The sequence below is a fragment of the Ensifer sp. KUDG1 genome (genome assembly GCF_050434285.1).
GTDB lineage: Bacteria > Pseudomonadota > Alphaproteobacteria > Rhizobiales > Rhizobiaceae > Ensifer.
In genome coordinates, this window is sequence record NZ_JBNDIG010000013.1 from 124246 (window position 1) to 137412 (window position 13167).

The following is a 13167-nucleotide window of genomic DNA, read 5'->3' on the forward strand; positions in this document are numbered from 1 at the left end:
AAAAGCGAAGGGTCGGCGTCAGAAACCGAATGCGTCCCGCCAACGTTTGCTCCACGCGGCTTGATCGGACATGCTGTCCTGCAGCGACCGGACGGCATCCTGCATCTTGCCGCCGTCGGAGGCGGATCCTTCGGGGGTGCCCGTCTCGCTCGCGGTGATCAGCGCAGCTATATTGGCGGAGTGGCGGGCAGACAGGGCTCCGCTGGTGCTGTTGCCGTTTGCATCCGGCATGTTGATGATGTTCGATCCGCCGTTTGCGAAGCGGAAGCCAAAGACAAATTCGCCGGCCGGGAATTGTTCGCGATTGCTCTCGATGAGGCTGTAGATCGCATTGGCGATCGCGTTGTCGTTCGTGATGCCGGGTTTTGTTGCCTTTTCTTCCTCGACCAATGCGGCGAAGCGCTCGCTGTCTTCGCTTATCAACATCTTGAGCGTCTGCTTGACGCTGGGATCGCTCGATTTGAACTTTCCGGATTCCAGATAGGTCAACGCGGCAGAGGCATCGCCCTTGGCTTGCTGGGCATCCAGCAGTCCGCTGTTGATCCGGGCCGCCGCTCTGGTCTTCTCCGGGCTTTCGCCGCCCGTACCGCCGTTGACGATGGCGGCGATCTTGTCGACCGCATTCGGCTTGGTGTCGTTGCCCCGATCCGCAGGCGCCTGCACCTGCTGCAAGACGATGAGTGCGGCGGAACTCGTGGAGGAGATGGATATCATCTGCTGTTCCTTTAAACCTCCACCGCCCCGAACATCGGGCGACCTTAAGGTTGTGTCGTTAATTATGAGCAACGTTAGAGGGTGTTCGTTAATGAAAGGCGAACATCGCTCCGCCTTGCAACCTATTGGCGTTGGCCTGCCGGTCAGAACGCGCGCTCAGCGGACGGTGCGAGGGCTTCTTTCGGGGCGGCCTTGGTGTCGCCGAGTGCGATAACCGTGTCGGCCCCGGTGATCACCGATCGCCTGTGGGTGATCGCCAGCACCGTCACATCGCGGGCAAGCAGCCGGATATGTTCCATGATGTCGCGCTCGGTCGCCTCGTCGAGCGCCGAACTCGCTTCGTCGAGAAACAGGATGGCGGGGTTGCCGTAGAGCGCACGGGCGATGGCGATCCTTTGGCGTTCGCCGCCGGAAAGCTTTAGACCCCGTTCGCCGACGGTGGTGTCGAAGCCGGCGGGCAGCGCCGCGATGAAGGCGAGGATCGCCGCCTTCTCGGCGGCCGCGCGCAATCTGGCCTCGTCGCGCGGGCGGCCGAGCAGGATATTGTCTTCCAGGCTCTCATTCAGCAGCACGACGTCCTGCGGCACGACGGCAATCGCGCCGTACCAGTCGGCCCGGTCGATGGTCGCAAGATCGATGCCATCGACAAGGATGCGTCCGCTGTCCGGCTCCATCGATTTCAGCGCCAGCTTGAAGATCGTCGACTTGCCGGAGCCGGTCTCGCCGGTAAGAAAGGTGATGCCGCCGCGGCTGGCGGCAAAGCTGACCGCGCTCAGCCCGCGGCCATTGTCATAGGCGTAGCCGACATCGTCGAAAACGAGGCGCCCTTCGCGTGGCGTGAAGGCCGATGCGTGCGACACTTGCCGTTCTTCCGGCGCGCTCCACATTCTCGCCATTGGCCCCAGGTCGGCGCGCGAGCGCGCGACGTCGTCGATGGCGTGGGCGATCATTTCGAACGGCATGTTGAGCTGGAGCAGGAGCGTGTTGAACAACACGATCTGTCCGATCGACAGAGCGCCGGCCTCGTAGCGCGGCAGCAGCAGCCAGAACGTCACCGCAAACTGGATCGCCAACCCAAGACCGATGAGGGCGATCGAACCGATGCGCTGCAGCACGTAGGCGCGCCAGTTGTCACGCACCTCGCGCGCCTTGGCCGAGAAGCAGTGGCTCATCCAGGCGTGGCTGCCGAAATGGCGCAACGTTTCCATGGCATTCATGGCGTTGCCGACGAAGCGGGCGTTTTCCTGCCCGGCCTCCACGGCCCGATCGAGATAGACGCGGGCGCGGCGGGCGGAAAGCAGCGTGACCGTTATCGCTGCCGTGCCATAGATCACCGTGATCGCGACCACTTCGGCGTTGATGAGGGCGCCGAGGGTTGCAAGCGTCAGCAGGATCTGGACGGCGCCGGGAATGAAGGCGACGAGCCCCAGCTCGACCAGTGTGATCAGCGCGCTGCGCCCGCGCGCATTGGCGTTCTGGATCTGCGCCGGATTGTGCTCGACGAAGAAGGCGGTCGTCTTCTTGAGGATGCGTTCGAAGAAGCGGGTGCTGGCGATGAAGCCGAGGTTCTCCGCGGTCATGAACGACAGATACTGCACCATGTGCTGAAGGGCCGCCGACAGGCCGAGAAGCGTCGCATAGATCACGAAGCCCCATAGCAGACCGGGAACGAGGGTTTGCTGCGACAGCGTGTCGATCAGCCTGGAAAAGACATAGGGAGCGGCAACGCTGCAGACGCTCGAAACGAGCACGATCGTCGCCACGGCCAGGAGCATCCAGCGATCGGCGCGCCAATAGGCGCGCAGCACTTCGGAAATCGGCCGCAGGAGATCGGGCTTGGTGTCTCGAAACATTGTTTCATCCTCGACTCAGTCTGAAACCCGCCCGCTGCCCCTATAGGTCTTTTGCAACGGATTCGCAACGATAGGATGAAGATACTGTCTGTATTCGACCTATGGTTTGACCGAATGTCGAACTCGGCCCGGGCCACATCGCGTGGGTGACAGTTTCCTAAAACTTCGTCGAGCGGAGATGTTTACGGCGTGGCAAGCCACGGCCTTGGCGCAGGGAAGTTGGCCGCTTCCGTCGAAGTGCATCAATCTCGAAGCGCCGATAGCAACGGCGATCGCGCGTCCACGATATGGACGCGCGTCGGCCCGCGGTTGATGCCACGGCTGTTCGGTCGGTAAAGCGCGCCGTCAGACCTGGACGAAGTGATCGTCGGCGACCTGCTGGTAGCGCCGTTCGGCCGGCACATAGTCGGGCGCGCGCAAGGGGCTCTTCAGCTCGTCGCTCGCGACATTCCGGCGCGTATGGCGACGGGTCGGGTCGGCGATCGGCACGGCCGCCATCAGTTTCTTCGTATAGGGATGCTGCGGGTTCTCAAAGACCTGCGCGCGCGAGCCGATCTCGACGATCTCGCCGAGATGCATGACGGCGACGCGGTGGCTGACGCGCTCGACGACGGCCATGTCGTGCGAGATGAACAGATAGGCAAGGCCGAGGCTTGCCTGCAGGTCGAGCAAGAGGTTGATGACCTGTGCCTTGATCGACACGTCGAGCGCGGAGACGGATTCGTCGGCGACGATCACCTTCGGGTCGAGCGCAAGCGCACGAGCGATGCAGACGCGCTGGCGCTGGCCGCCGGAGAACTCGTGCGGATAGCGCGCCGCCATGTCGGCCTGCAGGCCGACGCGTTCCAGGAGGTCGGCGACCTTCTCGCGGGCCTGTCGTGCGGTGCCGAGCTTGTGCTCGATATAGGGTTCGGCAATCGCCGCCCCTACCGTCATGCGCGGATTGAGGCTGGCGAAGGGATCCTGGAAGATCATCTGCATGGTGCGGCGCATTTCGCGCAACTGCTTGCGATCCATCTTGAGCACGTCCTGGCCGTCGAGCGTCACCGCGCCGCTTTCCGGCTCGATCAGCCGCATGATTGCGCGGCCGGTCGTCGACTTGCCGCAGCCGGATTCGCCGACGAGCGACAGCGTCTCGCCCGGCTGCAGGCTGAAGGAGACGTTTTCGATTGCATGCACCCGGCCCTTGAGCTTGCCGAGCAGGCCGGCGTGGATGTCGAAGCGCTTGACGAGGTTCTTGACCTCGAGGATCGGCTTGCGGCCGGACTGCACCGTATCGGTGGCTTCCGCCGTTGCCGAAGGCAGCCCGGTCGCGGCGTCGATCACGGGAAAACGCATTGGCTGGTTTTCGCCCTTCATCGAGCCGAGCATCGGTACGGCCGAAAGCAACGCGCGGGTATAGGGATGTTTCGCCCGAAGGAAGATGTCCTCGGTGTTGCCGGTCTCGACGGCATCGCCGCGGAACATCACGACCGTGCGGTCGGCGATCTCGGCGACCACGCCCATGTCGTGGGTGATGAAGAGCACCGAGGTGCCTTCCTCCTCCTGCAACACCTTGATCAGGTCGAGGATCTGGCCCTGGATGGTGACGTCGAGCGCCGTCGTCGGCTCGTCGGCGATGAGCAGCTTCGGACGGCTCGCGAGCGCCATCGCGATCATCACGCGCTGGCGCATGCCGCCGGAGAAGCGGTGCGGGTATTCGTCGAAGCGCGAGGCCGCCGAGGGAATGCGGACCTTTTCGAGCAGCCGGATGGTTTCGGCTTTCGCCTCTGCCTTCGACATCGGGCTGTGGCAGAGAAGGGCCTCGGAGATCTGGTCGCCGATGGTGAACAGCGGATTGAGGCTGGTCATCGGCTCCTGGAAGATCATCGCCACATCGTTGCCGCGCACGCGGCGCATCTCAGATTCCGGGAGGTCGAGGATGTTGCGTCCGCCCATCATTACCCGTCCTTCGACGCGGCTCGTCTCCTTCTGCAGGAGCCGCATGATCGAGAGCGACGTGACGCTCTTGCCTGAGCCGGACTCGCCGACGATCGCGACGGTTTCGCCCGGCGCAACGGAAAACGAGATATCCCGGACGACAGGCTTCCAGGCGCCATCGATCAGGAAGGATGTCGTCAGGTTTTCGACGGAGAGAACGGGTGCCGTCGAACGGTCCGGCTGGGCTTTGGTCTCGGTCATCTCGTTTCCTCCGTCAGATGCTGCGTATCGTCGTTGGTCGTCGGGTCAGTCGGGCCAGCGCAGCAGGCCGGCGAAGCGGCGTGCGTTGCGTTCGGCAAGCGACGTGGCGATGATCTCGTTCGAGGCTCTCGCCTTGTCGAGTTCCTCGGCAAGCCGGCTGGCGACGATCTTCTCCTGGCCCGGATGCAGGTTGCAGGGGTCGAGGTAGAAGTAGTTGTGCTCGGCCTCGTGGTCGCGAACGATGATCGGCGGCGCGCCGCGGGCCAGCGCATCGGCGAGATCCCAGGCCGTGATATGCGCTTCCTGCGGGTCGATGTTGACGCGCAGCCGGTCGAGCGGGTTGTTGGTCGGGTCGGCCTCGATCACCGGCTTGATGCCGGGACGGCCGTCGAGCGTCTCGCGCCAGAGGTTCAGGTAGCCGGTTTCGCGCTCGCGGATGCCGGCATGGTCGCGGGTTTCCCAGGCCTGAAGCGCTGCCATCACGCCGAGCATGCTTTCCTTGCCGACCTTCATGCCGCGGCCGATGCCGAGGTTCTGCAGGAAGGTGTTTCGCACCATTTCCTTTTTGCCGGCGACGATGCCCGAGGTCGGGCCGCCCAGGAACTTGTGGCCGGAATAGAGCACGATGTCGGCGCCCTCGTCGAGGAAGATGCGCAGGTCGTATTCCGAGGCGGCGTCGACGATGACCGGTACGCCCTTGGAATGGCAGACCTCGGCAAATTCCCTGAGACCGACGAGGCCGTACTGCACGACGTGGTGCGAGACGACATAGACGGCGCAGGCGGTGCGTTCGTTGATGGCGCCTTCGATATGGTAGCGATAGGCGGACGTGGCCTGGCCGACGATCACCGGCTTGGCGCCGGCGAGCCGGATCGCCTGGTCGACGGGCGCGCCGTAGCTGACCACATGGCCCATCTGCAGGATGACTTCGTTCTTGAGACCGGTCGTGTCGGGCAGGCGCTCGACGGCGGCAAGATCGCTCCCGGTCATGGTGCCGGCAACGGCGAGGCTGATGCCAGCGGAGCACGACGCCGTGATGAAGCCGGCCTCGGCACCCGTCAGCCGCGAAATCACCGGGCTCACCTTGCGCTGCAGGTCGTTGATCTCGACGAACTGCGGCAGTATGCCTGTCATGGCCGCGATCGCTTCCGGGACCACGATCGATGCGCCGAGGCCCGTCATCGTGCCGGAGACGTTGATAACGGGGCGAAGTCCGAGAGCTTCGCGAATGTCACGGTCAGGCATAGTGGTCTCCATATGATTTTCTGGCAGGCGATTTTCTGGCGGTCGAAACGGGTAGACTATTCCGTCTTCGCGGAATATCTACCATAGTAATGAAGTATGAGTGAGGTTTTCCGCCATCTGACGCGGCCGCCATCGGCGGCGGCGCGGCAGCGGAAGCCGAGATTTTACCGGCAGCACGCCGTTCGAGCGGTGCAGGAGTGAAGCAGTGGACAAGACGATGACCGGCGTCGAGCCGACCGACGATATCGAAACGACCGGCAAGCCGCGCCGTTCGCGCGTGAGCGGCATGGATCGCGCCTTGCAGGTACTCGATTTCCTTTATGAGACGGGTTCCCCGAGCGGCGTCTACGCCATTGCCAAGGCCGTCGGCGCGCCGCTGTCGACCGCTTACGTCATCGTCGACGACATGGTCGAGAAGAACCTGCTCAGCCGTGACGCCGACGGGCTCGTCTGGCTCGGCGACCGGCTCTATCACTATGGCCTTGCCTATGCCCGCTCGCTCGATTTTCTCGGCGTTGCCACCCGCGAAATGCACGACCTCGGCCGTGAAGTCGCCGAGACGATCCAGCTTTGCGGTCGCGACGGCGACTACATGCAGGTGCTCGCCATGGCCGACGGTCCTGGCCATTTCCAGGTGACCTCGCGCGTCGGCACCCGCGTGCCGCTCAACTGGACGGCGTCCGGCCGCCTGCTCGTCGGTCATCTTCCGGCCGATGAACGGCTGGAACTGTTCCGCCGCTGCGCCCGCACGTCGCCGACCGGCCGCGCCGACATCGATCCGGCCGCCCTTTCCGACCAGGCCGAGAGCGCGCTTGCGGCACGGCTGTCGATCCAGGCGGGTGAATCCGACTATGCGGTCGCCTGCGTCGCCGCCCCGATCCTCGACGACAAGGGCAATTGCGCCGCCACGATCTCGATCGTGCTGCCCGAGCAGAAAATCCTCGACGACCGGGCGTTCTACGCCGATCACGTCAGGGTTTCCGCCGAGCGGATCGAAAAGATGATGGGCTGGCGCAGCCACTGATCCAAACTCCTGTCGTTAGTCGTGCAGAGCGACGATCGCCTCGATCTCGACGGTGATGTTTCCGGGTAGCGACCCGAAACCCACCGCCGAGCGGGCATGGCTGCCGGCCTCTCCAAAAACATCCATCAGCAGATCCGAGCAGCCGTTGATGACGCGCGGATGCTCTTCGAAATCGGGCACGGCGTTGACCATGCCGAGCAGCTTGACGATCCGCTTGACCCGCCCGAGATCACCCAGCGCGTCATGCATGACGGCCAGCAGGTTTATGCCCGTCAGTCGCGCGTGCTGGTAGGCGCTGTCGACGTCAACCTCGGCGCCGACCTTACCGGCATGCAGGTGGCCGTCGACTTCGCGCGGGCCCTGTCCGGAGAGGTAGAGAATATTGCCTTCCTGCACATGGGTGACGAAGTTGGCGATCGGCGGTGGCGCCGGTGGTAGATCGATGCCGAGGGCTTGCAGCCGCTCATAGGGTGAGACGGCAGCAGAGGTGGTCTTCTTCTGATCCAGACTGTTCACGCGTTATCCTGTCATTTCTGAATTCTGTTGCCTTGCCTCAGCGGTAGCTGAAGCCGTGGCTGTGGTCGGGGCATTCGACATGCTGCGGCTGGTAACGGTTGGCGGCAACCACCTCGGTGCCCATCACCGCGTAACGGGGCTCGAAGAGGCGGTTGAGATGGGCTTCGGTGCCGAGGGAATCGAAGACCCGTAGCTCGCTATCGACGAGGTCGAAGAGGGTGAATTCGGCGCGGGCGCCGACGGTAAGCAGATTGTCCATCGGCAGGCGGATGACCGAGGCGGGCGCCTGAGTCACGGCCTCGACCACCTTTTCGAAGGGCATGCCGACGCTGAGCAGCTTCGACATGGTGGTGCCGAGGTCCCAGACCGACTGGTTCATGCTGCGCAGATGCACGTCGGTGGAGATCGAGAAGGGCAGCAGACCGCGGGCGATCGCCACTTCCGCGACGCGGAAGGAGAACGAGGCGCCGCCATGGCCGATGTCGAGGCGGATGCCTTCGCCGGCGCAGCGCTCGGCAAGCTCGAACAGGTCCTCGTCCTCGATGATGCTGGAACCGGCCTTGCCGTTGAAGCAATGGGTGACGATGTCGCCGGGGCCGAGGATTTCGAGTACTTCGTCGTAGAGCGCCGGCGGTTCGCCGACATGCACCATCATCGGGATCTTCAGGATCTTGGCAATCTTCTTGCCGAGCTTCACCGGCGTGACACCCCAGGAACCGGTGATCACATGGCTGGCACGCACCTTCAGGCCAACGATGTGTTCGCGGTTTTCCTGGTAGCAGGCGATGATACGGTCGATGTCGATCGAGCGGATGTCGGAGAGTTCGCTGACGCGGTTGCAGGCGACAAGGCCGATCGAGCCGAGATTGAGGAACGCCTTGATGCGTTCGCGCGACGGCTCGATGATGTATTCGCGGAAACCGTGGAAATTGGCTTCACCCGCCGAGCCCGCATCGACGATCGTGGTGACGCCGCGCTCCATGCCGCAAAGCTGCGGGCGAACGGAGATGTCGGTGCCGCCATGCCAGACATGGGCGTGCAGGTCGATCCAGCCGGGCGAGATCCAGGCGCCATTTCCGTCGACGCGGCGTGCGCCGTTCGGGGCCTGAAGGTTCTGGCCGAGTGCGGCGATGCGACCTTCGCCGTCGACGAGGATGTCGATGGTCTCTGCCGGTGCGGCCATGCCGAAGGCGACGGGCTTCACCTGCCGGAGCAGGACCGGGCCCTTGCTGCTGGTTTCGTTAGCCATGACTTACAGATCCTTTCTGAGGCGGGGGTCGAGCATGTCGCGCAGGCCGTCCCCGACCATCTGGAGCGACAGCACCGAAAGCACGATGGCGATGCCGGGAAAGAGCGTCACCCAGTCGGCCTGGCCGATATATTGCCGGCCCGAGGCGATCATCGTGCCCCAGGTGGGGATTTCCGGGCTGACGCCGACGCCGAGGAAGGAGAGCCCGGCTTCGGCGAGCATCGCATGGGCAAAGAGGAAGGTGCCCTGCACCAGAACCGGCGACAGCAGGTTGCGCAACACGTGCCGGGTCATGATGTGGGGCGTCGAGATGCCGAGCGCACGGGCAGCCTCCACATAGGGAAGCTCGCGGATGACCAGCGTCGAGGCGCGCACCACGCGGGCAAGCCGCGGCGCATAGACGATGCTGAGCGCGATGATGACGGTCGTCAGCGACGGGCCGAGGGCGGCGACCAGCGCGATTGCCAGCAGAATGTCCGGAAAAGCCATCATCGCGTCGATGACGCGGGCGATCGGCGTGTCGAGCTTCTGGAAGAAGCCGGCAAGAAGGCCGAGCACCACGCCGATCACGGTTGCGAGCGTGACGACGGCGGCACCGACGAAGAGCGAAAGGCGTCCCGCGTAGATGGTGCGGGAAAAGACGTCGCGACCGAACTCGTCCGTGCCGAAGAACCATTGCAGGCTCGGCGGCTGCAGGCGGTTGACGATGGAGAGCTTGCCGGGTGCGTAAGGCGCAATCAGCGGCGCGAAGGCGGCGAGCAGCACGAAGACGGTGAGAACGATCAGGCCGAAGGCAACGGTCTTGCGCTTTAGCAGCCGGCGGATGAACTTGCGGCCCTCGCTCTCGGAGGGGGCGGATACGGTGATAGCCATCAGTAGCGCACCCTTGGATCAACGAGGAGATAGAGCATGTCGATCGCGAAATTGATCAGCACGTAAAGGGCTGCAATCACGAGCAGCGCGCCCTGGATGACCGGATAGTCGCGGCGAAGCACGGCCGAGACGACGAGATTGCCGACGCCTGGCAGGCCGAAGACGGTTTCGGTGACGACGGCACCGGAGATCAGCACGGCGGCGGTGAGGCCGATGATCGTCAGGATCGGGATCAGCGCGTTTTTCAGCGCGTGTTTCATCACCACTTTGCGTTCGCCGAGGCCCTTGGCCCGGGCGGTACGGATGAAATCGTCGCCGAGCACGTCGAGCATCGAGGCGCGGGTGAAGCGCAGGATCAGTGCCGAGGAGACTACGCCGAGCGCGATCGCCGGCAGTGTCAGGTGGTACATGCGGTCCGCGAAGGAGGAACCGGGGCCGCCATAGCCGGAGACGGGGAACCAGCCGAAGCGCACCGCCAGCACCTGGATCAGGATCAGGCCGAGCCAGAAGCTCGGTATGCTCGCCGCCAACATGGCGAGCGTCGTTGCCGCCTGGTCGACGAAGGAGCCGCGCCTATAGGCGGCGTAGATGCCGATCGGCAGCGCGATGGCGCAGGCGATCAGGATTGAGAACAAGGTGAGGAAGAAGGTCGGTTCGGCCCGTTCGGCAAGTGCCGACGTGACTGGCTGGTTGAGGAAGATCGACTGGCCGAGATCGCCCTGCAGCAGCTGTCCGATGTAGTAGACATATTGCAGGCCGAGCGACTGGTCGAGGCCAAGCCGGGTGCGCAGCGCCGAAATGTCCTCCTGGGTCGCTTCCGGACCGAGCATGACGGCGGCCGGGTCCCCGGGCGTCACGCGGACGATGACGAAGACGATCGTGACGACGATCGCCATGACGACGATCATGCCCATCAGCCGTTGGAAGATGTAGCGTAACATGGTGGCCTCGAACCTTTCCTGTGCGCCCCGCCGAAAGCTGGAGGCGGAGCGACGCGCCCCTTCAGGCGGACGCCGGGCTTTTGCCCGAACATCCGCCGAAGTCCCTTGGGAGGGGGGAGCTTACTTCTTGATCGAAGCGTTCCAGAAGTACGGCCACGGGGCCGGCGAGACGCCCTCAAGCGTCTTTGCCTTGGCCGAGAGTGCGTTGAAGTCGCCGATCTTGATGAACGGCACTTCCTCGAAGATCACCTTCTGCACGTCGGCCCACAGCGCCACGCGCTTGGCCGGGTCGGATTCGGCGTTGAAGGCATCGACCGCCTTGGCGCGCGCCGGCGTATCCCAGTTGCCGGGCGCCTTGGTCGACATCATGCCGATGAGGGCCGGTTCTGGCAGGAAGGGGCTGTGGGTGATGTAGATGTCCCAGAGCGTCGGGTCGGCGCGGCGCTGGGTCAGCGTCGCCCAGTCGACCACCTGCAGATCGACGGTAAAGCCGGCGAGCTTCAGATACTCGGCGGCGACCTGCGCCATCTTGTAGTGGAACTCGTACTGGCGGCTGGTCAGGATGCGCAGCGGCTCGCCCTTGTAGCCGGCAGCCTTCAGGAGTTCGCCGGCCTTTTCCGCATCGGCGATATTATAGGCGCCCTCGGTGCCGGCATCGGTCCGCCAGGTAAACTGCGAAGGGTAGAGAGCAGCGTCGAGCGCATAGAAGTCGGTGGTGCCGAAGGCGGCGGCCATCATGTCTTCCATGCTGAGCGAAGCGCGGATCGCCTTGCGCAGGTCGAGGTTCTTGGTCATGCCGTTGCCGGAGTTCAAGACAAAGACCGGCCAGCCGAACGGCTGCAGCATGACGGGTTCGGACGCGCTCGAACCCTTGACGCGTTCGAAGGATTCGACCGGCAGGCTATCGACGTAGTCGTACTGGCCGGAAACGGCGGCTTCGACGCGGGTGTTCGGATCCGGAACCGGCACGAAGCGGATTTCGTCGGCATATTGGTGGCGGGCGCCGCCATAGCCGTTGGCCTCGCCTTCCGGCGTTTTGTAGGCGTCGTAGCGGGTCAGCTGGATATACTGGTCCGCCTTGCGCTCCTTCAGCTGGTAGGGGCCGGTGCCGACGAAATCGGTCATCGGCTCGGCCTGCTTTTCGGACGGAAGCACGATTGCCGCGGAGTTGTTGAAGGCGAGCAGCGAGACGAGCGGTGCGTAAGGGGTGGCGAGCGAGATCTTTACCGTCAGCGGGTCGACCGCTTCGATGCCGGAAATCGTCGTTGCCGTCTGCTTGCCGCGCGAGGCGACCTTGGTCCAACGCTCGAGCGAGGCGACGACGTCCTTCGAGTCGAGATCGGTGCCGTCGTGGAACTTGACGCCCGAACGCAGCTTGATCGTGTAGGTTTTGCCGTCGGCGCTGATCTCCGGCAGGCTGGCGGCGAGCAGCGGCGTCGGCTTCCAGTCCTTGTCGAAGGTGTAGAGCGTTTCGAAAATGTGTTGCGAGACGATGCCGACGAGGTCGGCCGTCGATGCCATCGGGTCAAGGGTCGGCGGTTCGCCGACGGTTGCGACGGTGATCACGCCGCCCTTTTCCTGTGCAAAGGCGAGGGTTGCCGATGCCACCAATGCCGTTCCAATAAGCAATGCGAGTTTAGTCGATTTCATATTTGCTCCTCCTCATATTCCATAGTTATGCTATGTCGTTCTTTATTTTGGAATATAAAACGGCACAAAGCTGCAAATGTCAACCGGCTGTCGTCGTCGTGTCACAACCTTCGGCAGCGGCGAGCGGCAACCCTTATCTTGGAGGTGCATAAACGGGCGGGAGCTATCGCGAAGGCGCGGGATTTGTTAGCCCGGAGTCCGGATTGAAAAGGGAGAGGAAAATGAAGGTCATCGGCCTGATCGGCGGCATGAGCTGGGAGAGTTCGGCGGAGTACTACCGGATCATCAACGAGACGGTTCGCGAGCGCCTCGGTGGCGTGCACTCGGCGAAATCGCTGATGTGGTCGATGGACTTCGGCGAGATCGAGCGCCTGCAGCATCACGGCGACTGGCCGGCTTTAACGGGCGAGATGATCGCCGCGGCGCGGCGTCTTGAGGCCGGCGGCGCCGATTTCCTGATGATCTGCACCAACACCATGCACAAGATGGCAGCGGACGTTTCGGCCGCCGTCTCCATTCCGCTCTTGCATATTGCCGACCCGACGGCGGAGAAGATCAAGGCGGCAGGCCTTCGCAAGGTCGGCCTGCTCGGAACGGCCTTCACCATGGAGCAGGACTTCTACAAGGGTCGCCTGGCGGAAAAATTCGGTCTCGATGTGCTGGTGCCGGAGGCGGAAGACCGGGCGAAGGTGCACGAGATCATCTACCGCGAACTCGTGGCCGGTATCGTCAAGGACAGCTCACGTGACGCCTATCGCGCCATCATCGCACGGCTGGTGGATGCCGGCGCCGAAGCGATCATCATGGGCTGCACCGAGATCATGCTGTTGATTTCGCAGGCCGATAGCCCGGTCCCGGTGTTCGACACGACCGAGATCCACGCGCTTGCCGCGGTCGATCTCGCGCTCGGGGACGCCTGAC

At 63.7% G+C, this 13167-nt stretch carries 11 protein-coding genes; 2 read left to right on the plus strand and 9 right to left on the minus strand.

Annotated features, from left to right (window positions below; genetic code table 11):
• Positions 1-18 precede the first annotated feature (18 nt).
• The 4 genes from M2267_RS27160 to M2267_RS27175 form a co-directional block, all read right to left on the minus strand.
• Positions 19-672: a hypothetical protein gene (locus M2267_RS27160; protein WP_429118937.1), complete on the minus strand. Its 654-nt coding sequence runs from the start codon at positions 670-672 to the stop codon at positions 19-21.
• 185 nt (positions 673-857) lie between these two features.
• Complete coding sequence (locus tag M2267_RS27165; RefSeq protein WP_429118940.1) at positions 858-2567, minus strand: ABC transporter ATP-binding protein; 1710 nt, start codon at positions 2565-2567, stop codon at positions 858-860.
• 345 nt (positions 2568-2912) lie between these two features.
• Positions 2913-4748: an ABC transporter ATP-binding protein gene (locus M2267_RS27170; protein ID WP_429118942.1), complete on the minus strand. Its 1836-nt coding sequence runs from the start codon at positions 4746-4748 to the stop codon at positions 2913-2915.
• A gap of 45 nt (positions 4749-4793) precedes the next feature.
• On the minus strand, positions 4794-5993 hold the full coding sequence (locus M2267_RS27175; RefSeq protein WP_429118944.1) for an aminotransferase class V-fold PLP-dependent enzyme: 1200 nt from the start codon (positions 5991-5993) through the stop codon (positions 4794-4796).
• A gap of 217 nt (positions 5994-6210) precedes the next feature.
• Here M2267_RS27175 and M2267_RS27180 point away from each other — a divergent pair, with 217 nt between their 5' ends.
• Positions 6211-7017 carry an IclR family transcriptional regulator gene (locus tag M2267_RS27180; protein ID WP_192451317.1) on the plus strand — a complete coding sequence of 269 codons (807 nt, stop codon included), beginning with the start codon at positions 6211-6213 and terminating at the stop codon, positions 7015-7017.
• A gap of 15 nt (positions 7018-7032) precedes the next feature.
• On the opposite strand, the gene M2267_RS27185 is transcribed toward M2267_RS27180, so the two are convergent.
• The 5 genes from M2267_RS27185 to M2267_RS27205 form a co-directional block, all read right to left on the minus strand.
• Positions 7033-7524: an Atu1372/SO_1960 family protein gene (locus M2267_RS27185; RefSeq protein WP_043615405.1), complete on the minus strand. Its 492-nt coding sequence runs from the start codon at positions 7522-7524 to the stop codon at positions 7033-7035.
• A 46-nt stretch (positions 7525-7570) separates the two neighbouring features.
• Entirely contained in the window at positions 7571-8782 is a 1212-nt protein-coding gene (locus M2267_RS27190) for an amidohydrolase/deacetylase family metallohydrolase (RefSeq protein WP_429118945.1), read from the minus strand.
• Between the two features lie 3 nt (positions 8783-8785).
• Complete coding sequence (locus M2267_RS27195; RefSeq protein WP_192451224.1) at positions 8786-9655, minus strand: ABC transporter permease; 870 nt, start codon at positions 9653-9655, stop codon at positions 8786-8788.
• A complete protein-coding gene (locus M2267_RS27200; RefSeq protein WP_429118946.1) occupies positions 9655-10596 on the minus strand; it encodes an ABC transporter permease in 942 nt (313 codons plus the stop codon). The genes M2267_RS27195 and M2267_RS27200 overlap by 1 nt, the downstream gene beginning before the upstream one ends.
• 120 nt (positions 10597-10716) lie before the next feature.
• Positions 10717-12246 (minus strand): ABC transporter substrate-binding protein, encoded by a 1530-nt coding sequence (locus tag M2267_RS27205; RefSeq protein ID WP_429118947.1) that lies wholly within the window; start codon positions 12244-12246, stop codon positions 10717-10719.
• Positions 12247-12467: 221 nt separating this feature from the next.
• On the opposite strand from M2267_RS27205, the gene M2267_RS27210 reads away from it, so the two are divergent.
• Complete coding sequence (locus tag M2267_RS27210; RefSeq protein WP_043615363.1) at positions 12468-13166, plus strand: aspartate/glutamate racemase family protein; 699 nt, start codon at positions 12468-12470, stop codon at positions 13164-13166.
• The last annotated feature ends 1 nt before the right edge of the window (position 13167 follow it).

Coding starts and splice junctions, on each gene's coding strand:
- M2267_RS27195 (WP_192451224.1), bottom strand. CDS start 9,655: ATGGCTATCACCGTATCCGCCCCCTCCGAGAGCGAGGGCCGCAAGTTC.
- M2267_RS27190 (WP_429118945.1), bottom strand. CDS start 8,782: ATGGCTAACGAAACCAGCAGCAAGGGCCCGGTCCTGCTCCGGCAGGTG.
- M2267_RS27175 (WP_429118944.1), bottom strand. CDS start 5,993: ATGCCTGACCGTGACATTCGCGAAGCTCTCGGACTTCGCCCCGTTATC.
- M2267_RS27210 (WP_043615363.1), top strand. CDS start 12,468: ATGAAGGTCATCGGCCTGATCGGCGGCATGAGCTGGGAGAGTTCGGCG.
- M2267_RS27180 (WP_192451317.1), top strand. CDS start 6,211: ATGACCGGCGTCGAGCCGACCGACGATATCGAAACGACCGGCAAGCCG.
- M2267_RS27165 (WP_429118940.1), bottom strand. CDS start 2,567: ATGTTTCGAGACACCAAGCCCGATCTCCTGCGGCCGATTTCCGAAGTG.
- M2267_RS27200 (WP_429118946.1), bottom strand. CDS start 10,596: ATGTTACGCTACATCTTCCAACGGCTGATGGGCATGATCGTCGTCATG.
- M2267_RS27170 (WP_429118942.1), bottom strand. CDS start 4,748: ATGACCGAGACCAAAGCCCAGCCGGACCGTTCGACGGCACCCGTTCTC.
- M2267_RS27205 (WP_429118947.1), bottom strand. CDS start 12,246: ATGAAATCGACTAAACTCGCATTGCTTATTGGAACGGCATTGGTGGCA.